Annotated in this window: 16 protein-coding genes; 8 read left to right on the top strand and 8 right to left on the bottom strand. The window is 64.6% G+C overall.

The genetic code is table 11. The features are described 5' to 3' along the window. The first annotated feature begins 69 nt into the window (after positions 1-69). Entirely contained in the window at positions 70-420 is a 351-nt protein-coding gene (locus FRC98_RS16925; protein ID WP_146982616.1) for a DUF2200 domain-containing protein, read from the top strand. Between the two features lie 137 nt (positions 421-557). Here FRC98_RS16925 and FRC98_RS16920 read toward each other — a convergent pair whose 3' ends face one another. Both FRC98_RS16920 and FRC98_RS16915 read right to left on the bottom strand, forming a co-directional pair. Further along, the gene (locus FRC98_RS16920; RefSeq protein WP_146982615.1) at positions 558-1,664 is read right to left on the bottom strand and encodes a hypothetical protein; all 1,107 of its coding nucleotides are present in this window, start codon (positions 1,662-1,664) and stop codon (positions 558-560) included. Positions 1,665-2,098: 434 nt separating this feature from the next. Continuing rightward, the gene (locus FRC98_RS16915; protein ID WP_146982614.1) at positions 2,099-2,992 is read right to left on the bottom strand and encodes a DUF6624 domain-containing protein; all 894 of its coding nucleotides are present in this window, start codon (positions 2,990-2,992) and stop codon (positions 2,099-2,101) included. A gap of 138 nt (positions 2,993-3,130) precedes the next feature. Here FRC98_RS16915 and FRC98_RS16910 point away from each other — a divergent pair, with 138 nt between their 5' ends. From FRC98_RS16910 to FRC98_RS16900, 3 genes are read left to right on the top strand one after another with little or no spacing between them, the layout of a single operon-like run. Continuing rightward, positions 3,131-4,930, top strand: coding sequence for a hypothetical protein (locus FRC98_RS16910; protein ID WP_146982613.1), 1,800 nt, complete (start codon positions 3,131-3,133; stop codon positions 4,928-4,930). Further along, the gene (locus FRC98_RS16905; RefSeq protein ID WP_146982612.1) at positions 4,930-5,856 is read left to right on the top strand and encodes a S1C family serine protease; all 927 of its coding nucleotides are present in this window, start codon (positions 4,930-4,932) and stop codon (positions 5,854-5,856) included. The genes FRC98_RS16910 and FRC98_RS16905 overlap by 1 nt, the downstream gene beginning before the upstream one ends. A 2-nt stretch (positions 5,857-5,858) precedes the next feature. After that, on the top strand, positions 5,859-6,353 hold the full coding sequence (locus FRC98_RS16900) for a hypothetical protein (RefSeq protein ID WP_146982611.1): 495 nt from the start codon (positions 5,859-5,861) through the stop codon (positions 6,351-6,353). Between the two features lie 257 nt (positions 6,354-6,610). Here the strand turns inward: FRC98_RS16900 and FRC98_RS16895 are convergent, their stop codons facing one another. Together FRC98_RS16895 and FRC98_RS16890 are read right to left on the bottom strand one after the other, a co-directional pair. Further along, positions 6,611-6,904 (bottom strand): hypothetical protein, encoded by a 294-nt coding sequence (locus tag FRC98_RS16895; protein WP_146982610.1) that lies wholly within the window; start codon positions 6,902-6,904, stop codon positions 6,611-6,613. A 102-nt stretch (positions 6,905-7,006) separates the two neighbouring features. Then, complete coding sequence (locus FRC98_RS16890; protein ID WP_146982609.1) at positions 7,007-7,831, bottom strand: nucleotidyltransferase domain-containing protein; 825 nt, start codon at positions 7,829-7,831, stop codon at positions 7,007-7,009. Positions 7,832-8,290: 459 nt separating this feature from the next. Between FRC98_RS16890 and FRC98_RS16885 the strand changes: the two genes are divergently transcribed. After that, complete coding sequence (locus FRC98_RS16885; RefSeq protein ID WP_146982608.1) at positions 8,291-9,817, top strand: hypothetical protein; 1,527 nt, start codon at positions 8,291-8,293, stop codon at positions 9,815-9,817. A gap of 227 nt (positions 9,818-10,044) precedes the next feature. Here the strand turns inward: FRC98_RS16885 and FRC98_RS16880 are convergent, their stop codons facing one another. Next, the gene (locus tag FRC98_RS16880) at positions 10,045-11,049 is read right to left on the bottom strand and encodes a manganese catalase family protein (RefSeq protein WP_146982607.1); all 1,005 of its coding nucleotides are present in this window, start codon (positions 11,047-11,049) and stop codon (positions 10,045-10,047) included. Between the two features lie 864 nt (positions 11,050-11,913). Here FRC98_RS16880 and FRC98_RS16875 point away from each other — a divergent pair. The 3 genes from FRC98_RS16875 (at position 11,914) to FRC98_RS16865 (ending at position 19,127) form a co-directional block, all read left to right on the top strand. After that, entirely contained in the window at positions 11,914-13,833 is a 1,920-nt protein-coding gene (locus FRC98_RS16875) for a hypothetical protein (protein ID WP_146982606.1), read from the top strand. 338 nt (positions 13,834-14,171) lie between these two features. Next, the gene (locus tag FRC98_RS16870) at positions 14,172-16,028 is read left to right on the top strand and encodes a DUF4215 domain-containing protein (protein ID WP_146982605.1); all 1,857 of its coding nucleotides are present in this window, start codon (positions 14,172-14,174) and stop codon (positions 16,026-16,028) included. A 642-nt stretch (positions 16,029-16,670) separates the two neighbouring features. Then, on the top strand, positions 16,671-19,127 hold the full coding sequence (locus FRC98_RS16865; RefSeq protein ID WP_146982604.1) for a fibrinogen-like YCDxxxxGGGW domain-containing protein: 2,457 nt from the start codon (positions 16,671-16,673) through the stop codon (positions 19,125-19,127). Positions 19,128-19,380: 253 nt separating this feature from the next. Here the strand turns inward: FRC98_RS16865 and FRC98_RS16860 are convergent, their stop codons facing one another. From FRC98_RS16860 to FRC98_RS16850, 3 genes are all read right to left on the bottom strand, one after another. Next, a complete protein-coding gene (locus FRC98_RS16860) occupies positions 19,381-20,178 on the bottom strand; it encodes a hypothetical protein (protein ID WP_146982603.1) in 798 nt (265 codons plus the stop codon). Positions 20,179-21,046: 868 nt separating this feature from the next. Further along, positions 21,047-21,364 (bottom strand): HigA family addiction module antitoxin, encoded by a 318-nt coding sequence (locus tag FRC98_RS16855; protein WP_146982602.1) that lies wholly within the window; start codon positions 21,362-21,364, stop codon positions 21,047-21,049. 17 nt (positions 21,365-21,381) lie between these two features. Then, a complete protein-coding gene (locus FRC98_RS16850) occupies positions 21,382-21,984 on the bottom strand; it encodes an RES family NAD+ phosphorylase (protein ID WP_230467715.1) in 603 nt (200 codons plus the stop codon). Between the last annotated feature and the right edge of the window lie 41 nt (positions 21,985-22,025).

Genomic DNA, 22,025 nt, shown 5'->3' with positions numbered 1-22,025 from the left:
TCGGCGCATCACCGCATAAATACTGAACCTTGCACGACCCTGGGTCGGTATCAAACGCGAGCTTCTATTATGACAAAACACCGCATCTACACCACCAGCTTCGCCAGCGTGTACCCCCTCTACGTCAAAAAAGCCGAACGTAAAGGCCGCACCCGGGCCGAGGTCGACGAAATCATCTGCTGGCTGACCGGCTACTCCCCCGACGAGCTGGCCGCCCACATCGAAAAAGAGACCGATTTCGAGACCTTTTTCGCCGAGGCCAGCAACATCAACCCCGCACGCACCCTCATCAAAGGCGTCGTCTGCGGCGTCCGCGTCGAAGAGGTCGAAGAGCCCACGATGCGCGAGATCCGCTACCTCGACAAACTCATCGACGAGCTCGCGAAGGGTAAGGCCATGGAGAAGATCCTCCGCGCATAACGCCACTCCCCCCAAGACCACAAAAAACGCCGACCTCCCACAACGGGAGGCCGGCGTTTTTTTTCGCTTCACTGAACCGACCGGGGGTCGCGCATCGCCCTTTATCTATGCGGCGATGCGCAACTTAGCCGCGCTTCTCACCGGGCGAACCCCCCACCACCGAGCTTCCGCCTCACCCCCATCGCGGCCAGCAGCATCATCGCCCAGCCCCCCCCTCCTCCACCTGCACCCTGGTCGACAACCGCACAACCGCCCGCGCCTTCCTCTTCACCACCGTCGTTTTCTTCATCCCCCTCACCCGCATCGGGACCGACATCGTCCCCGCCTCCAACATCCTCCCCACCACCAACATCGCCCCCATCATCACCATCATCCCCGCACGACACCCACTCCGGCCGCTCGTCTCGCTCGACCTCCTCAAAGCTCGTCCCCTCCGGCGCCTCCACGCACGCCGGCTCCAACGTAAACGTCTCACCTGTCGCCAGACGCGTCACCTCCACATGCGCGCAATAAGGCGACGCCGCATCCGGCGGATAGACAATCGTCGCCCCGACCGTCCCGGCGCGGCTCATCCACCGCTCCACAACCGCCTCGCCATCCCCATCTTTGATCTCCACCAGATACTGCGCCGCATCCGCCGCCGGCGCATCGATCTGCAAGGTCGACGTCACCGTCGGATGCGGCGCAAACGTCACTCCCCAGCAGTCCGCGCAATCGCTGCCCCATTCACACGCCGCAGGCTCACACTCCCGGGCGCAACATTCGCTGCGCGTCGCCCGCTCCGAGGTCGAAAACTCCGTGTCCACAAACGCAAACGCATCCTGCGACGCCATTGTCGCCTCACCAGTCGTGAAGCTGGCCTCCGCCCGCTCCCAGGGCTGCCCCGTGGCGTAGTCGTTCTCAAGCTCAATCACCACCGAGTAGCTTTGCTGCGCCTCCCAGTGTTCATCGGGCGTCCACACAAGAATCGCCTGGCGCCACTCGTACTCCTCCACCACCCCGTAGCTCACCACCTCAGTGGTGCCCGCGACCACCTCCCCATCCTCGCGCGTAACCGTCACCCCCCAGTCATCCTCACCCCGATCCAGCGACGCCACAATCGCCCCGTCGAGCGGCATCCCCTCCAGCCTCTCCACCTCAAGCGTAACCCCGGCCTGAGGCTCCGAACACGCCTCCGCCTTCTCCATCCCCGCGCTCCACACACCACCGGCAACCACCGCCCCGACCACAACATATCGCAGCATACCCACGCTCCTGTGTGCCATCCGCTCACCCATCATTCAGCTCACTCCGATCATCAACGCATTCAAATATGCCAGGCGCCGAGTTCTAAGCAGAACACCTCCCACTCACTCCCGACCTCCGGGAGACACGCGCCACACCCCATAAACGAGCGCTACCGAAACACATCCCCTCGCCGCAAATCGTAGACGCTCCTCGCCACCTTCCGCCAGATCCCCGCTTCACCGCACATCGACCGCCCCCGAAAAAACCGGATCACCCGCATAAATCAACAACCTTGCACGACCCCCGGTCGGTTCATCTAACCGCGGTCAGTTCATCTGCCCGGCACGACGCACTCCCCCTAACCCGAGCGCAGCCAGAACGTGGATGGCAAGGACGCTGGGATGAAGCGGGAGCAGCGTTACTGCGAATCCCAGACGCCCCCTCAGCAGCGTCATTCTGGGGCGTTCGTCCCCCCGCACATGGGCTCAAAACGCTCCCGATACTCTGCCATCGGCTCCAGCCCCACCTCGGCCCGACGCGCATCCAACTCCTCCGGCGCCTCAACCTCAAAAGGCTCCCATCCCGACGGGCCGCACTGCCCCTGGGTGCCATAGCGCTGCGCCTCCCCCCGATGCATCGCCACCCGATCCTCCAGCATTGCCACATGATGCGCGGCCACATGCCCCTCCTCCACCAGCCCCTTCAGGCGCTCCAACACCGCCGCCTGAAACTCCGGGGCATAGTCAGCATGTTGCACAATCCGCCACGCATCCGCCGAAGCCTGCTCCCCGACCTCTTTCATCGAAGGCCAGGAGTGGTCCTGCAGATACGCCCGCAACTCCCCGCTCGTCTCCCGATCCCGGGCCGTCCCACGGCTTGCCAGCTCATGCTCCAGCGCCAGCATCTCTTCGGCCTCCCAGTCGCCACTGAGCACCGAGAAGGCCGCGCGCCAGAACCCATCGATCTCCCGCAGATACGCCAGCCGCGCGGCCACATCTTCGGCCCCCTCACCGTCGCCCAGCCGCGGCGGCACCTCACCCTCGGCGTGCGCCTTAAGCTCCGCCTCCAACTCCGCCAGCGTCGCCTGCACCCTCGCGCTGCGCCCTTTCTCCACCAGCGCCGCATACTCCGCATCGGTCACCTCCCCAAAGCCCGGCACCTCAAAGGTCTCCTCCACCGGCGCCTCTGCGGCCGTGGCGGCCGACGTCGCCGCCTCACTCCCCCCCTCGTCTCGTACCTCCGGCTGCGACTGCTCCACCGGCGCCTCGCTCTCAATCCCCCCGCTCCCGGCCGCACACCCACTCAGAAGCACCCACACACACCCGACCACCGCACCACGAGACATCGCCACTCCTTCGCTCGGACTCCCACATCACCACAAACCTTACCGATGCCCCCAATCTAAGAGCGCCCCGCCCTCCTGTTCAACATCACAAACCTTCACCGGCCCGCATAAACACAAGGCGATGTTTGACCCTGGGTCGTGCACGAGTACCAGATCGAGGACGAGTACCAGATCGAGGACGAGTACCAGATCGAGGACGAGTACCAGCCCGAGGTCGAGGACGAGTACCTGCCCGAGTCCGAGCTCGAGTACCAGCCCGAGCCCGAGAGCCAGCCCGAGAGAGCGTCCGAGCACGAACCCCGGCCCCCGCCCGCCGCGTCGCATTTGTCATCCCCACTCCCCATCAGCTATGGATGCCCCCGTCACCAACACCGCATCACCGTCACCACCGTGCTACGCACCGCACTCCATCCAGGGTGGTCTCCTATGGCCCGCATTCTATCGCTCCTCATAGCCACACTTCTCCTCCTCGCCGCCACCCCGGCCATCGCCCAGGACTGGTCGCAGACCTTTCACCCCGACTCCCTGCCCGAAGAGCTCCGTGAGATCCGCGTGGTGATCGCCCCCGGCGGCCCCGGTGCCACCGGCACCGGCGCCGCCCTGCGCAAGAGCCTCCTTGAGGCCGGCTCCCCCATGGCCATCATCAACCCCGTCATGAGCAGCGTCGAAGGGCTCGCCGACGACGAGGTCATCGCGCGCCTCAAACACCTGCCGGTCGACGCCATCGTCATCGTCCGAACCTTCGACGACGAACAAGGCGCGATCAGCGACGCACGTGAGGTTGATTTACAGGCTTCCGACTCCCTGGCTTCACTCTTCCGAGAGGCGGACGCTGAGCCCACCGACGCGGAGCCCTCCTCCGACAACGCTGGCCAGGAGGGGGAGCCGGAGATGGCCGACATCGTCACCGACGATCCCGCACTCATCGCAAAACTGGAGGAGGCGGAAGTCCAACAGCGCCGCGAAGAGACTCCCTCCGACGACGCGCAGACCTTGCCATCCGACTCCGTCGACCCCAACCAGGAAGACGTCGTCGGCGGCTTAGGCATGCGCGGGACGTTGTCGGTTTCGCTCGACGACGGCCCCACCGCCTCCATGGCCATGATCACCTTTTACAGCATTGAGGGCGCCGCCATCGCCGGCTTTATGGTTTACCCCGGCGTCCCCCTGACCTCCGAGCAACGCCAGAACATCGGCCGCGGCATCTCACAAGAAGCCGTCGACGCCACCCAGAGCGCCATCGAATCCGTCGTCGTCGGCAAAGGCGACTCCACCACGCAACCTCAGAGCGGGCGACTTCGCCTGCAAAACCAGGGGCGCACCTGGCAGCTTCACGACACCGAGACCGGTGAAACCAGCACCCACGCCGACATCTACCGAACCCTCGGTCGCGACGACCTCGCCAGCACCTACGAGGCCAACGCCCGCAGCAAGGTGAGCCGCACGACCCTGGGTCGCATCACCGGCTACGCCGGCCTGGGCGTCCTGGCGGCAGGCTCAGCCCTGGCCATCAGCACCTACTTTCGACAATTTCCCGCCGACGACCCCGCCGTGGCCATGTGCAACGACTTCGGCCAGCCTGCCATGCAGAACAACTGCCGCGCCCGGGAGTCTTTCGACGCCCTCTCCGGCCAGCGCATCACCGGCCTCTCGCTTGCCGGCGTCGGGCTCGCTGCGGCGATCACCGGCCTCGTCATCCGCGGCTCTGCAGCCCTCTACAACCCCCATCCCCTGAGCCTCACTGAGCTCAGAGACGTCGTGCACAAGACCAACACCGGCGCCACATCTCAGGGCGGTGGCGGCGTCAGCAGCGGCAGGTTAGGGGGGCAGACCGCGCCTCAGACCGATGACGCCGAAGGTATGCGTCTCGAGCTCTCCCCCTACTTCCAGGGCGGCCCCGACACCCGGGGCGGCCTGCAACTCCGAGGGCGCTGGTAATGATCCTCAACCCACACACACCGCCTTACCCCAGGCTTGCACCCGGGGCGCTTCGCCTCCTCCCCATCCTCATCGTCGGCCTCGCCACGACACTTCTCTGCCCTGCGCCCGCCGCCGCCCAGGAGGCCGCCCCGGACACCACCGAGGACGCCGCCCCCAACCCGATGCTGCGCCAGCTCCAACGCGAGCAACGCGCCATCTTCACCCGCGTCGCCCCCTCGGTCGTCTTCCTCACCCACGCCGAGGGCCTGGGCTCGGGCTTCTTCGTCTCCTCCGACGGCCTCATCCTCACCAACGCCCACGTCGTCGGCGAACACTCGCGCGTCGAAGTCGTCCTCCACGACGGCCGTCGCGTCACCGGCGAGGTGATTGAGCGCGCCGAAGACATCGACCTGGCCCTGGTTAAAGTCGACGTCAAAAACGTTCCCACCCTGCGCATGGCCGGCATGCACGACGTCGCCGTGGGCGACTGGGCCGCCGCCGTCGGACACGGCCGCGGCGCCATCTGGACCTTCACCACCGGCATGATCTCCAACATCTACCCCGCCGGCGACGAACGCCCCCTCTTCCAGACCCAGATTCCCCTCAACCCCGGCAGCTCCGGCGGCCCCGTCGTCAACATCGACGGCGACGCCATCGGTGTGGTCACCGCCGGCCTCACCGACGCCCAGAGCATCAACTTCGCCATCCCGCTGCAGCAGGCCATTGCGCATCTGCCCGCCCTCAGCGAGCGCTGCGACTGCCTGGTCGTCAACCTCCCCCCCAACACCCCCCTCTACGTCAACGACGTACTCGCCGGCACCGGCCCCCGCGTCGTCCTCATGGTCGAAGAAGGCTCCTACGCACTCGCCGCACTCATCAACGGCCGCCTCCAACGCCGCACCGTCCGCTGGCCCGCCTCACGCTCCGTCACCCTGGGAGATTGATGATGAACATCCCTACGTTACGCAACCTGGCCCTCCTCATCACCCTGCCGCTGCTCACCATCGCCTGCGGCCCGCCCCTCTTCACCGGCGCCGAAGTCCAGATGACCGTCGATGACGTCGCCCTCGAATACACCACCGACGACGAGATTCGCCACAACGACTACACAAGCTTCGCCGAAGACCGCTACACCCTCGACCTTAACGACGAAGGCCTCTCACTCGGCTGGCCCTCCATCGAACCGGGCATCTACACCGCCGACATGATCGCCCTGGAGTGGGAGGTCGAACACAACTACAACACCCTCTACTACTCCCTCGACCGCTGCGACAGTTGGGAGACCCACTCCGCAAGCTCCATCACCATCTCCGCCAACGACTACGGCCTGGTCGCCGGCTACTTCGAAGGCTACGTCTGCCGCTACTGCGGCTATGAGTGCGAAGACCGCATCTGGATCGAAGGCAGCTTCGCCGCGAGCATTGAAGAGAGCTGGTACTAAAGCTGGTGGTTGGGTGGTTGTGGGGCGCCACGCTTCGCGATGTCGGTCGATTCGTGCGGGCGTTGGGGGGCTCGCTTTGAGGTTGGTCTGGTGGTGGGGTGGTTGGGTGGTTGGGTGGTTGGGTGGTTGTGCAACGCCACGCTTCGCGATGTCGGTCGACTCGTGCGCGCGGACGGGGGTTTGCGCACACCCCGACATCCCCACCACCCACGACCGTAGGGGGCCCCTTGTGGGGCCCCGTCGGCCTGCCAATCTTATTAATGGATTGAAGAACTCCCCGCGCTCGGCCCCTCACCCTTCTTCGACGAACCGCCGCTCTTCGACGAACCGCCACTCTTCGACGAACCACCACCCTTCGACGACCCGCCCTTCGCCTTCGCTCCACCCTTCGCCGACCCGTACTCCGACCAGGCCTGCCCCTTCTTCGCGGCGCTCTTCTTGATCTCCTGGCTCTTATTCTTGCTCAGCGCCTTATTCTCCTTCTCCACCCGCTTGAGCTCCTTCGCCGAGCCATTCATCTCCCCGCTCTTCTGCCCCTTCGTCTCCCGCACCTGGCGCACCGGATCTTCGACATACTCCCACGACTCGACGATGTCCGTCTCTCGGACGGACGATGTCCCCCGGACGGTCTCCCCCGGCGAGTCTCCCGCGCGTCAACTACGCGTGGCATCCGCGAGCGCTCGACGGAGCAACTGATCCGCATATGAGATGACCTTCTCCGGAAGCTCAATGCTCAAAGGTCCAGCGACCTTGTCGAACAACTCCAGACTCCACGTCCAGGTCTCGGCGTAAGCGCTGCAGAGCGCCACCGGATCTGCTCCCGCCGTACACCTCACATACCGCTCGTAGACCGGTGCAGCGAGGTCTGCTTCCAGAGCGCGCGACGGTGTCGGCCAATGCTCGGTCCTCCCTTCGTCGAGGCGAACGAGCTTGAGCAGGTTTTCGTGCGCTTTGCCCAGTAAGGGCCAGGCGCGCGCATACTCGCCGCGGTTCAACAGGTTGGCACCGAAAAGAACCAGGCTGATGAGGTTCAACGCGAGCCCTTCGACCAGCGGAGCCCCTTCGCGAACCGGCGGCCCTCCCACCAGCACGCGGGCATGCTCAGACAAGGCGCCGGATCGATCCAGCATCACCGCCGCCTCAAGTGTGGGAAACCATCCGTAGCCCTTCCAGGTCGAAATCACAGGGATCTCCGACCCGCGCAAAAAATGAAACTCGCCGCGAATGCCGTTTTCAAAAAGGGCGGTGCGATGTCCGAAATCATCCAAAAAGTACGCCGCCACCGGGCTGACCGCGTTCAGCCAGGCGCCCTGATCGAACCCTTCCAGCGCCTCATCTTCAATGAACACGGCAAATTCAATGTCGGAGAACTCGTCACCCTCTCCCGTCGTAAAAGATCCGAACATGAGCGCGGCCACCACGCGGGGCTCATCCTCAAATGCCTGCCGAAATCGCTGAATCATCTCGTTTTGAAGCATGGTTCTCTCCTAATCATAGCGTCGCCGCGAAATGTTTGGGGGCTTTTCTCCCCCGCCCCGACACCCCTTATATACGCCACAACCTCACGTTTTAAAAAAACGCTATCACTCGCCAGAACTCGCCCCATGCCGCCCCGAACCAAAACCACGATCACCCGCATAAAATTTGGCCCATGTCCGTCCCTCGGTCGGTCATCTCCGGCACCCAGACGCTCGGCACTTACCGCACACTAAAAAAACCGAGCGCCCCGGGTAAGCACACCAAAAACGCCCACATCACTCCCCTTAAAACTTAAATTGGCATTCACGCCCCCGGCTGCTATCAGGTTTTTATCGCTTAAAAAAAAGGGCCTTACGAAGTCTCCCTTTTGAGAAACCATCACCTTTCCGTGCTCTTTGCATGGCACCATTCAGGACATCTTCATGGCTACGCCGCAACGCACCTTTTCGATAGTTCTGTTGACGACCCTGACACTCCTGGCCGCCGCCTGTGGCGGGGACTCCAACCCCACCCCGATCGTCATTTGCGAAGGCCCAGACTGTGAAGATGCCGGCGACCAGACCGATACCGAGGAGCCCGACGCCGGCGACGAGACCGATACCGGGGCCCCGGGGCTGCTTTGCACCGACACCTGCGGCTCGGCCGGCGATGGCGAATGCGACGACGGTGGCCCCAACTCCCTCTACGATGTCTGCGCCCTGGGCACCGACTGCAGCGACTGCGGCCCCCGCGACCCCGACGCGACCTGCACCCCGGATTGCACCGGGCGCAGCTGCGGCGACGACGGCTGCGGCGGAACCTGTGGCCCGGGCTGCGCCGCCGATGAGTCCTGTACGGTCGCCGGCCAGTGCATTGACGATACCTGCGTGGCCGAGTGCGGCTCGCGCACCTGCGGCGCGGACCCGGTCTGTGGACTGAGCTGCGGAACCTGCGAAGACGACGAATCCTGCAGCGCGGCGGGCAGCTGCGAATGCGCCCCCCAATGCGACGGACGCGTCTGCGGCGACGACGGCTGCGGCGGAACCTGCGGCTCGGGCTGCACCGGAAGCGAAAGCTGCAACGACGCCGGCCAATGCGAGCTGGACATGCGCAGCTGGAGCGGCGCCACCGCAAACCTGCGCCTGATCCTGGGCGACGCCCTGGGCGCCACCGCCGGCCGAAAGGTGTGCATTTACGGCACCGACGACGACCGCCCCTACCTGGTGCTCAACAAGCTCGGACTCTCCTCAGGCCAGGTCGTCACCGTGAACGCCGACTACGTCGACGCCCCGGCCGGCGTTAGCCTGCGCGTCTCCCACCACTTTACACTGGGCCTTGGCGACGACACCCCCGTGGATTGCGACGCGAGCCAAGCCACTCCCCTGGGCTCAGGTGCACTGGCCGCCAACGACTTCTACTCGGTCGTGGTGCGCACCTACGACGAGTTCCTCAACTACCCCTGCGCCGCCAATTCCTCAGTAGACTTCTGCGAGTTTTACACGCGCGCCAACACCTCACTCCCCGAGGTCCCCTGTGCCACCCAGCAGCCGGTGTTGATGAAGGATGGCAGTCGTCTCAACGGCAGCGGCTACAGCGGTGGCGTGCGCATCGCAAACTTCACGACCAACGCGTCGGCGATTTCCAGCAGCTTTAGCGACAGCTCAAGCTCCCCCCGCGGCAACCTCTCCGGCGGCTCAAACGTCGGCATAAACTACGAGGTTCCCGCCGAATCAAACCGCTTGCGCATCTGCCCCCAGTACCTCACCTGCGATCCCCGCATCGATGACGTGGATTACCTCCTCGCCAACCTCGCCTGCACCAACGATGGCGATAGCGACTGGATGCTGGCCGAGGCCACCAACTCCCGCTTTAGCGCCCCGGACAAAAACACCACCGTGTATGTCTTCGGCAACGCCGGCCTGCTCAACCAAGCACAAACGGGCATCCAGTCCAATGACGTGTTTTTGGTGGTTGCACACGACGTAAGTGACGGCCCGCTGCCCTGACAACGGCGGCAAAGAGAAGCATTCCAGGCTTCTCCCGCCGGGCGTTTTCGACGCCTTACCCGCAATTCTGCTCCACGAAAAGAGCCGGTCTCCCTTCCCTGGGAGACTCGCCATTCCCGCTCCGTAGCGGAAGACTGCATGTGGGTAAAAACAAAAAAGCCCCCGGCCGCACTCTGCGACCGGGGGCTTTTTCACCTCTGCACCTCACCCATCACCGAGGCTCGTGCTCACTTCATCCGACTGCTCGACGGGCTCGGACCGCCCCCCTTCTTCGACTTCGCGCTGCTCTTCTCCTGCGAATACTCCGACCAGGCCTGGCCCTTCTTGGGCATGCTCTTCTTGATCTCCTGGCTCTTCATCTTGCTCAACGCTTTGTTCTCCTTCTCGACCTTCTTCACATCCTTGGCCGACCCGTTCATCGTGCCCTTCTTCTGACCCTTGGTCTCCATCACCTGCTGCACCGGGTTCTCGATATACTCCCACTCCTCGCCGCTCTCCCACGGACCCTGGCCCTGGTTCCACGAGCCGCGCACCTCCGTGCCGTTGGACATGTTGTAGTACTTATGCGTGAAGCGCGGATCGCCCTTGAGCACACCCGGCGGAAAATTCTCCTCGATCTCGCTCAAGGCCGCGCGGAACATATTCATATGTGCCACCTCCCGGGTCATCAAAAACCCCAGCGTCTCCTTCACATCGCTGTCGTCGGTGAACTGCATCAAATACTCGTAGACGATCTTCGCCCGCGACTCCGCCGCGATATTCGAGCGCAGATCGACGGTGGGATCGCCGTTGGCGTTGACGTAGGTGCCCGACCAGGGATTGCCCTGGCTGTCGGTGAGCCTGGGCCCGCCGCCGCTCAGCACCAGGAACTGCGGATCCATGATCGCCTCATGAATGAACTGCTCCTTCTGAGCCTTTCCGCCCCCCATCACCGTCATCCACTCCACGGCGTTGGCCGCGTCCTTGAGCTCCCCGTTGATGCCGTCGAGCAGCATCGTGATCAACGCACCCACCATCTCCAGGTGGCTCAGCTCCTCGGTCGCGATGTCCATAAGCATGTCGTACTTCTCCGGGAAAGGACGACGGCAGCCAAACGCCTGCACGAAATACTGCATCGCCGCCTTCAACTCGCCATTGGCCCCCCCGAACTGCTCGAGCAGAATGCTCGCAAAACGCGGGTCGGGCCTCTCAACGCGCACATCGAACTGCAGGTCTTTGACATGGGTAAACATACGCTCTCCTGATCCGTGATGGTGATACATCAACGAGGGAAAACGTCCGTCCACACGACTTCGCCCCGAGCCTACGCTCACAGGGGTTTTAGGGAACGTCGCAACATCAACCACTCCCCCACAACGCGGTGGAGAGACGGCGAGCCAGCGGAAGGCTCCGGGTGTTGCAAAAATACAGCGTTTGATTTGGACCCCGGCAACGTGCGCGCCGCCTTCTCAACTTCAAGATCTTTTCGAGCAGCAGAACGCTTCGATCGCCGATCCCCCGCATAAACAAAGGTCGATGTCCGACCCCCGGTCGGTACGTTGTCGGTGGTTGGGTAGTTGGGGGGCTCGCTTTGAGGTCAGTCTGGTGGTGGGGGGGTCGGGTGGTGGCGCAACGCCACGCTACACGACGCTGGTCGATTCGTGAGCGCGATGGGGGGTTCGCACGCAAAATAAAAAACCCGAGCGCATCCAGGGCGGCGCCTGACAAGGAGATTGGGATGAAGCTGTAGCAGCGCTACCGCGAATCCCTATCGACGCCGTCAGCGTCGTCCTGGATGCGCTCGGCACGTGGAGTGCTAACCTTCCGGTGAGCACAGGAAGCGGTGCACTACTCTGCCAGCCGGAGCATCAACGCCAATGGACGACACGAGCGGACAAAGAGAAATCCCGAGTCAAGGCTCTCGCACTTGCTCAACCACCACGCCAATCTAGCGCTGCCCCTCAACAAAATGAGACCTCCACGACCACGCTGGCACTGAAGGTGCAATTAGGTCCGGTCCCGGATGCGGGAGACACCTGATCTGGGACGCATCCCTGACGGTAACGTGCTCATGAGGAGCCAGCACCGTGCGTCCCACACGCTGGATGGAGAATGTAATGATGAGTCCTCTTTCGAAACGTTTAAGCCTGATGATGCTGGTCGGTGCGCTGGCCGGTGGCCCGGTGGCCTGCTCGGACACTGCCGATGAACACCCCAACACCGAGGTCCCCGACGCTGGCCAGCCCGACGCCGAGCTTGATGCCGATCCTGATCCCGACGGCGGTGATCCGGTCGAGACCCGCGCGCTCCCCCTCTCTCTGAAGGTGCAAGACCAGGCGGGAATGCCCATCGCCGGCGCCAGCGTGATCTACCAGGGCCAGGCCCACCTCACCGATCTCGGCGGCCAGGTGCTCATTGAGCCGGCCGCCGGCGCCGAGACCATGATCGTGCAGATCGAGGCCGAAGGCTACGCCCCCTCCAGCGCGGAGCGACCGGTGGTGGAGGCGGCCGAGGGTCAGCAGATGAGCGCGCTGGTACGCCTGCTGGCCCTGGGAGAGGCGCAGAGCTTTGATGCCGAAGCTCCCGCCACCCTGGAGGTCCGCGGTGTCCGCATCAACCTCCCGGCCAACGCCCTGGTCGACGGTGAGGGCAACCCCGTGGTGGGCCAGGCCGAGATGACCTTCGCCGGCATTGAGCCCTCCAGCGATGACCTGCGCTTTATGCCCGGACCCCTCATCGGGGTGCCCTCCGAGGGCGATCCGGTGGATCTGTTGAGCGTCTATATGGCCGACATCAGCTTCTGGCAGAATGGCGAAAAACTGCAACTGGCCGAGGGCATCGAGGCCCAGCTGGACTTCCCCATCTCCCAGGCCTTCTCCGACTATGCGGTCGGCGACACGATCCCCTTCTGGAGCTTTGATCTGCAGCAGGCCCGCTGGGTCTATGAGAGTGAGTGCGAGGTCATCGCCGGCGATGGCCTGGTGGCCTCGTGTCGCGCCTCCCACTTCAGCTGGTGGAACGTCGACAAGCCCCTTGGGACGCGCAACTGCGTGGAAGTCACCGTCATCGACGCCGAGACTGGCGAGCCCATCCCCGGCGCGACCGTTGAGGGCGAGGCCCAGAGCTACCTGGGCCGCGTCGCCCCCTTTGGCGCCACCGACGATATGGGCATCACCTGTGTGGACTTTATGCGCGAGGGCACCATCGAGCTCAGCGCGCTGCACTCCTTCTACTACCAGAATGCAGACGGCCCGCTGACGGTCGTCGGCAACGAGACGGCGGCGAGCTGCCAGTCGGAGGAGGGCGGGGAATGCCTCAAGGTCACCATCGAGATGAGCAACGCCCGCGGCTGCCTCAGCGGCATCCTGCTCAATGAGGACGCCGAACCGGTGGCCGGCGCCCCCGTCTACGGCCTCTATGAGATGATGACCGGCCCCGCCTCCGCCCTCACCGAGTCCGGCGACGACGGCACCTACTGCCTGGCCCTGCCGCCGGTCGACGAGGTGGAACTTGTCTCGGTGCATGACGACGCCGCCGCTCAGGCCATCATCAGCCTGGACTCCGACGCCTTTACCGAGGCTGCCTGCGGCTCCGATGGCTGCGAAGACGCCGGCGAGCTTGTGCTGGAGAGCGGCTCGACGACCTGCGTCGAGGGCATCCTCAACTCCTACACGACGCAAGACGATGAGTATGTCGGCGTGCCCCGAGCCGACCAGCCCGTCTACATCTACCTGGGCGATGTCGAGCTCACCTGCGGCCCTGATGTAAACCCCGAAGATCGGGGCCAGATCCTGGCTCAGGGCATCACCGACGCCGATGGAGGCTTCGCCCTGGACCTGCCTCTGATGACCGACGTACAGGTCACCGTGGTCATCGGTGAGTGCCATGAGCAGTTCGGTCGAGAATGCCTGGCCTTTAGTAACCAACCCACCGGGTCTGTCATCTTTGACATCGAAGGGATCGAGGCCAGCGTCGAAGACGGGGGCTGCCAGGAGCTTGGTGAGTTCAGTACCCCGCCGATGTGCTACCAGGACTAAGCACAGACATCGCGGGTCTGGCGCTGCCTCGGAACGAGAGAACGAGAGAACGAGAGGTCGCCAGACGCCGCACCATGCTCCGCCAAAAGAGGCGCCCCTTACACTCGGGGGCGCCTCTTTTTATATCGGGCCCCCCGGGAAGTCGCCGCCTCTGCAGACGTCCGCACCTCACCCCCTGCACGTTTTATGCTTCGAGACGTCCTCACGCATCCAACCTCCTCTTCGGGAGAGGTCGAATTGACGATTGATTCTATGCTTCTCATTATGCGAAGAAATGTAACGCTCGAACACCACCCGTGCCAACGTCTCCCCAACCCATCCGCACCAGGAAATATCCCATGCGCGTGTCCCCGTCCGCCTCTCTCAAATCCTCCTGCGTCGCCCTCATCCTGGCGGCCCTCGCCGCCTTCAGCGCCTGCGGCGACGCCACAGTCACCTCCAACCAGGGCACCCGCGACGACGGCGCCGCCTGCGAGCGCGACGCCCAATGCGCAAGCGACTTCTGCCACCCCACCGACGGCCTCTGCGCCCTGCCCTCCTGCGGCGACGGCGTCGTGCACGAAGGTGAAGACTGCGACGACGCCGACGAATCCGAAACCTGCAACGACGATTGCTCCGCTGCCCAGTGTGGCGACGGCATCCTCAACGCAAGCGCCGGCGAAGCCTGCGACGACGCCGGCGAATCCGCAGCCTGCAACGACGACTGCTCCGCCGCCCAGTGTGGCGACGGCATCGTCAACGCAAGCGCCGGAGAAACCTGCGACGACGCCGGCGAATCCGAAGCCTGCAACGACGACTGCTCCGCAGCTCAATGCGGCGACGGCGTCCTCAACGCAAGCGCCGGTGAAACCTGCGACGACGCCGGCGAATCTGCGGCCTGCAACGACGACTGCTCCGCCGCCGAGTGCGGCGACGGCGTCCTCAACACCGCCGCCGGCGAAGCCTGCGACGACGGCAACGATATCGACGACGACACCTGCACCAACGCCTGCGCCCTTCCCACCTGCGGCGACAGCATCGTCCAGTCCGGCGAAGGCTGCGACGACGGCAACGACATCGACGACGACGCCTGCACCAACGCCTGCGCCCTGCCCACCTGCGGCGACGCCATCGTGCAAGACGACGAAGCCTGCGACGACGGCAACGACGACAACACCGACGCCTGCCTCGACACCTGCGTCGAAGCCACCTGCGGCGACGGCGCCGTGCACGAAGGCGTCGAGCAATGCGACGACGCCGGCCCCTCCGAAGCCTGCAACTCCAACTGCACCGCCTCCCAATGCGGCGATGGCATCCTCAACCCCGCCGCCGGCGAAACCTGCGACGACGGCAACCTCCACGACACCGACGCCTGCACAAACGCCTGCCAGCCCGCCTTCTGCGGCGACGACATCGTGCACGAGGACTTCGAAGAGTGCGACGACGGCAACCTCCACGACACCGACGCCTGCTCCAACGCCTGCGTGCTGGCCACCTGCGACGACGGCATCCTCAACCAGGACGAGTCCGACCTCGACTGCGGCGGCCCCTGCGCTCCCTGCGCCGTCGGCCAGCAATGCAACGTCGACGCCGACTGCGCAGCCGGCATCCCCTGCAGCGACACCGGCCACTGCGGCCTGCCCTCCAGCTGCCTCGACCTCCTCTCCTGGGACTCCACCCTCACCAGCGGCGAATACCTCATCGACACCGGTGGCGATCTCCCCCTCGAGGTCTACTGCGACATGACCACCGACGGCGGCGGCTACACCTTCCTCAAACTCAACCCCGGCACCGTGCTCTACGCCGCCGATGCCGAAGCCCTCTGCGCCGCACACGGCATGCAGCTGCACATTCCCCGCTCCCCCGCCCACCTCGCCAGCACCATCGCCCTGGCCCGCAACCCCAACGTCGGACCCGACGCCCACGACGACTACGCTCGCCTCTTCGGCATCTACCCCGACTTCAACGGCGCCACCTGCACCGCACAGCCCCTCAACTCCTCCAACGCCAGCTGCGGCTGGAGCGCCAGCGACGACGGCCCCTTCTACATCTCCGACCGCTCCGACATCACCGAACCCAACGGCGACAACACCACCACCGCCTCCATGTTCTACTCCTGGGACGCCAACGGTGACATCGACCACTACAATGACATCGTCGCTCCCGGTTACAGCACCACGCGATTCATGTGTCAGGTGGGCGATAAGCTGCCCTGAGCGCCCGGGTTCGCGATGGCGGGCGATTCGTGCGGGCGCCGGGGGGGTCGCTTTGTGGTCAGGTGGTTGGGTGGTTGGGTGGTTGTGGAGCGCCGGGGTTTGCGGCAGTGGTCGATTCGTGTGGGCGGTGGGGGGGTCGCTTTGTGGTCAGGTGGTTGGGTGGTTGGGTGGTTGTGAGGCGCCACGCTTCACTACGCTGGTCGATTCGTGTGTGCGGCTGGCGTCCTTCGCAAAATAAAAAACCCGAGCGCATCCAGGGCCTTCGATAGCAAGGAGCCAGGACGAAGCTGTGGCAGCGCCACCGCGAGGACGCAGCGACGCAGCTAGCGGAGCGCTGGGGCGCTCGGCACCGAGCGCATCCAGCGCGGCGATGACAAGGAGCCAGGAGGAGCAAGTAGCTTTAGCTACGGCGACGACGCAGCGACACAGTCAGCGTCGTCCAGGGCCGCTCGGCACCGTCCAGACGCAGGTACCAACCGAAAGAGGCGCCCCGTGCAACGCTCGGAGGCGCCTCTTTCGGTTGGTGTTAACGCTGCGGCAACAGACATCCTACACGCACTCGACACCTCCCTCTGTTGTGGGATACACCCGTAACGTTCTGAAAACACGTTCGCCCACACGCATTCACGATTGAGGTCTCTGATGGTCGTACGCCCTCCCACCCTGAAGCGCGCGCTCTTCGCCACACTCATCCTGACCGCTCTCACCGCCCTGAGCGCCTGCGGCGATAACGCCGACACCACGCCCACCGAAACCCTTCGCGACGATGGCGCTTCCTGCGAGCTGGACGATCAATGCGAAAGCGACTTCTGCCTCCCGGAAGACGGCATCTGCGCTCAGCCCTCCTGCGGCGACGGCGTGATTCACGAGGGTGAGGACTGCGACGACGCAGGCGAATCGGAAACCTGCAACGCGGACTGCTCCGCGGCCTCCTGCGGCGATGGCACCCTCAACGCCTCTGCTGGAGAAGACTGCGACGACGCCGGCGAATCGGAAACCTGCAACACGGACTGCTCTGCGGCCTCCTGCGGCGATGGCATCCTCAACGCCTCTGCTGGAGAAGCCTGCGACGACGGCAACGACGACAACACCGACGCCTGCACAAACGCCTGCGCCCTCCCCGCCTGCGGCGACGGCTTTGTGCAGCCTGGCGAGGGCTGCGACGACGGCAACGACATCGATGACGACGCCTGCACCAACGCCTGCGCTCTGCCCACCTGCGGCGACGGCGTATTGCACGAAGGTGAGGAGTGCGACGACGGCAACGACGTAGACACCGACGCTTGCCTCTCCACCTGCGTGGTCGCCACCTGCGGCGACGGCATCATTGAGGAGGGCGTCGAGGCCTGCGACGACGGCAACGACATCGACGATGACGCCTGCACAAACGCCTGCGCCCTTCCCACCTGCGACGACGGCATCCTCAACCAGGACGAGAGCGACACCGACTGCGGCGGCCCCAACTGCACAGCCTGTGAAGACGGCGCTTCCTGCACCTCCGGCGATGACTGCACCTCCGGCCACTGCGCCTACGGACGAAGCTGCGCCCCCAACCCCGTCTCCTGCCTCGATCTTCTGCTCGGCGGCACCACCACCAGCGGCGTCTACAGCATCGACCCCAACGAAGACGGCACCCTCGAAGACGTCTACTGCGACATGGACACCGACGGCGGCGGCTGGACGCTCGTCGCCTCCACCTTCCAGACCCTACTTCGAGATGAGGCATCCGCCTACTACGCCGACCTGAGCACCCTCGACCCGGCCAGCGGCCAGACCGGCATCTGGAGCGGTCTGCGCGCTCTCGTCGATACCACCGGCGATATGCGCTTTACCTGCAAAGTCGACGCGGCCGCCTCTCAGGGCCCCACCTTCGACGTCGACCTCTCCTTCTACGACGTCTCCTGGTACCAGACCCTCACCACCGGCTCTCACGCCGACTCCTGCTTTGAAGAGAATCAAGGTGCAGGCTACACCGGCCCCTGGAATCGCCGTAACAACCTCACTGGCGACTTCAAGTCCAACCTCGACGAGTACGCATCAGGTTTTATGGAGGGAGAAGACCGCTGTGACGCTGACACAGACTTCACCGTCGACTTTAACGATCGCGGCATGGACTCCAACCAGACCGACGGCACCGACTGGGGCAGCGACGACGGACGCGCCAAATGCGGCTCCACGGAAAACATGGAGAACGGCGCCTGGCATATCTGGAGCCGGGAGACCACCTGCTTCGACGGCCGGCAAAGCGGCGATGAGAGCGACACCGACTGCGGCGGCTCCTGCGCGACCTCCTGCCAGAGCGGGGCGAGCTGCCGCGTGGATGACGACTGTGCCTCCTCCGACTGCTATCTCGGCGTCTGCCAGCCTGACCTCTGCAGCAACGGGGTGCAAGACGCTGACGAGAGCGATCTCGACTGCGGCGGCTCCTGTGCCCCCTGCTCCACTGGCGAGCAATGCGCAAGCGACGCCGACTGCGGCGGCTACACCTGCGACGCCGACAACACCTGCGACATCCCCACAAGCTGCCTCGACGCCCTCACCGACACCCCCGGCCTGCCCGACGGCACCTACCTCATCGACCCCGATGGCGAGGGCCCGCTCAAAAGCCTTGAGGCCTACTGCGATATGACCAGTGATGGCGGCGGCTACACCTTCCTCAAAATCAAGACCGACACCAACGTCTACGCCTCCGACGCCGAGGCCCTCTGCGCCGAGCACGGCCTGCAGCTGCACATCCCCCGCTCCCAGGCCCACCTGACCGCCACCCTCACCCTGGCCCGCGCCGCAAACATCGGCCCCGACGCCAACATCCACTACGCCCGCATCTTCGGCATCTACCCCGACGTCGACGGCGCCACCTGCATCCGCACGCCCTTCAACTCCTCCAGCGCCGACTGCAACTGGAGCGCCAGCGACGGCGGCCCCTTCTTTATCGGCACGCGCGCGAACATCGCCGAGCCCAACGGCGACAACACCACCGCTGGCTCTATGACCTACGCCTGGTTCCCCGACGGCACGGTCGAAGGCTACAACGACCTCCCCGGCCCGGGTGCCTCCTCCGACCGCTTCATGTGTCAGGTCGGCGATAAGCTGCCCTGAGCGCCCGGGTTCGCGACGTTGGGCGGCTCGTGCGGGCGGTGGGGGGGGTCGCTTTGGGGTTAGGTGGTCAGGTGGTTGGGTGGTTGTGGGGCGCCACGCTTCGCGATGTCGGTCGATTCGTGAGCACCACCCAGCCGCGCGGTTCACGCCCGAGATCGAGATCGAGCCCGAGATCGAGATCGAGCCCTACCCACAAAAAACCCCCGGCCGCCACGCGCGACCGGGGGTTTTTCATTCATTCACACCGCAAACCTCAGACGACGACGTCAGCCTCGTCCCGGGGCTCTCCGCTCTCCTCCAGCTCGCCAAGGTCGGCCTCCTCCACCAACCCCGCACGCCTCCTGGCCGTCGGCCGCACCCGCTCGGCGAGCTCAGGCATCTCGGCGAGCCGGAAGAACCCTTCGATGATCGAGGCGACGGGGCTGTAGTGGGTGCTCCACTGGGCCTCGGCCTTGTCGCGCTCCCGCAACGCCCCCTGCGTCTCCCGCTCCTCCACGCCGTAGGCGTTCACCGCCTGCTCCAGCGCCGCGGCCCGCGCCTCGATCGCCGCGGCCAGGTTGGCCGGGTCGGGGCGGCCCAGGTCGAGGTCGGAGGGCATGTCGACCTCGTAGTCATCAAAGCCCCGGCCGAGCTTTTCCCGAACATTGCGCGCGTAGCTCAGCAGCAGCTCCGCCGTCTCCGGCGTCGTTCCCACGAAACCCACATCCTGCGCCGCATACTCGCCCCAGTAGTTCACGATGGCGCCGCGGGCCTTGATCAGCACCTGCCGCAGCGCCACAAAGCCCGCGTCACGCGCCTCCCGCAGCCGACGGTCCTCGCTGCGCTCGGTCGCCAGAAAACGCTCCGCCCCCTCAAAGGCTGCGGCGTTGCGACGGGTCACATCGCCCACGGCCTTCACCACCTTCGCCATCGTCAGATCGGCCGGCACCCCGTCCGGAAAGAGCAGCCGGTCGAGCCGCGCTCCCACCTCCTCATGATTCACCTCCACCGTGCTCCCGATGGTCCGGCTGATCGCGCTCTTCTGGGCCGTCGTACGAGAAATCTGAGCCATAACTCACCCCTCTTCAGGCATTCGCATGCCAAAAGGTCCCCCGGACAGGCGGCCCTGACCTATTCAAGACCTCCCCCGACGTCGAGGACTCATGTTGTGGAATGACCCCACGCTAAACCCATCGCTTTTGACGCGCAACACATGAAAACGCCGCGCCGAAGCGAACGACGATCCTTCCTACGATTGAAACACCCGCGCCGAACCGCACGACGCCCCATCTCCGGCTTAAAACACCTCCGTCGAAGCAAACGACGACCCTCCCCACCACTGAAACACCCTCGCCGGACCGCACGACGCCTCTCCCCCGAATTGAAACACCCGTCCCGGACCGAACGACGCACCTGTTTCAATTCCAGGAAACCCCATCGAAGCGAACGACGCCGCTCTTTCAATTCCAACAAGGCGCGTCGGACCGAACGACAGACCTGTTTCAACGCGCAAACGCCTCGTCGGACCGAACGACGCACCTGTTTTAATTCCAGCCTCCCCCGTCGGAGCGAACGACGCATCTGTTTCAAAATAAAAGAGCCCCGTCGGAGCGAACGACGCACCTGTTTTAAAATGAAAGTGAGGCGTCGAAGCGCATGAGGGCTGGGGGATCGAGAGATCGGGGGTTCGCGATGTCGGGTGTTTCAGCCGGGCGGCGGGGGGGACGCGGTGTGGTTGTGTGGTTAAGTGATTGGGTGGTTGTGGGGCGCCGGGGTTTGCGGCGGTGGTCGATTTGTGAGGGCGGTGGGGGTTCGCACACCCCGGGAACCCGCTCCCCTCCCGTAGGGGGGCCCCTTGTGGGCCCCCGCCTTTCATCCACACGCCGGCGCCCGGGAGGGGCACAAGCCCCCTCACTAGGGATCGGGTGGGGCCCCTCCCCTCAACCCGCCTCAGCCTTAAACGCCTCGAGCACCTCCGGCAGCTCCTCCCCGCCCTGCTCCAGCTCATAAAGATCAACGGCCCGCTGCAGATTCAGCCAGAACTGCGCCGAGGTGTTCACGGCGGCCGCAATACGCCGCGCCATCCCCACGTCCAGCGAGGTATGGCCGCGCACCAGGCGGTTGATCGTCTTCACGTCGCACCCCAGGTGGCGCGCAAACGCGCTCTGGGAGATGCCCGCCGGCTTCAAGAACTCTTCGAGCAGGATTTCGCCGGGGGTGGTGGGTTTGCGGGGGCGGGTTGGGGAACGTGCTTGCATGACGACTCCATGTACGTTCAAGGGACAACTCGATAACCAATCGCCATAGCACTTCGTTTTACATCGCCAAGGAGCTCAGGCTGATTGAGCGCCCGTATAAACTGCGGCTCCGTTGGCATCGCTGCTTCAGCCCGCTCATAGAGCGCAATGCAGGGCTGGTTCGCGTACATCGACGAGGGGTAATAAAGCCCATCAATCTCGGGGAACGCCTCATAGAACTGACGTGACCATGCGCGCGTTATCGGACGAGGCCCGGTGTTGATCTTCATGGAGGCGCCAGCGCGCGTGGGCCAGCTTCCGGTGAGGTCGAGAAGGCGAAGCGCCCGCGTGGGCGCAAACACGGCAAGCCACGGCGCCCGGCGGCTCAAAGAGATCGTGCGCGTGTCTTGAAAGGTCTCGGCGAGGCAGGTCGAAAGCTCCAGAGCAGCATAGTAGATCCCATGTTCCGGATGCACCTGTGATGGTTCGGGATGGTGATCAAAGCGTGCGTTCACGGGCCCAAACCTTCGATAGCTGTCCCACTCACAGGGATAGTCGCCTCCCCGCGAGTAGATTCGCAGCAGACTCTCCCCTTCAAAGAACTCGTAGATATCGGGGCCGATGTTTTGCAACTCCTCCACCGAAGGCGGCCTATGCGGAAGTTTTGGCACAGTCCCCCCTC

Source organism: Lujinxingia vulgaris (genome assembly GCF_007997015.1).
Taxonomy (GTDB): domain Bacteria; phylum Myxococcota_A; class Bradymonadia; order Bradymonadales; family Bradymonadaceae; genus Lujinxingia; species Lujinxingia vulgaris.
The sequence above is the reverse complement of the archived record's forward strand: the minus strand, read 5'-3'. Positions and strand labels throughout refer to the sequence as shown.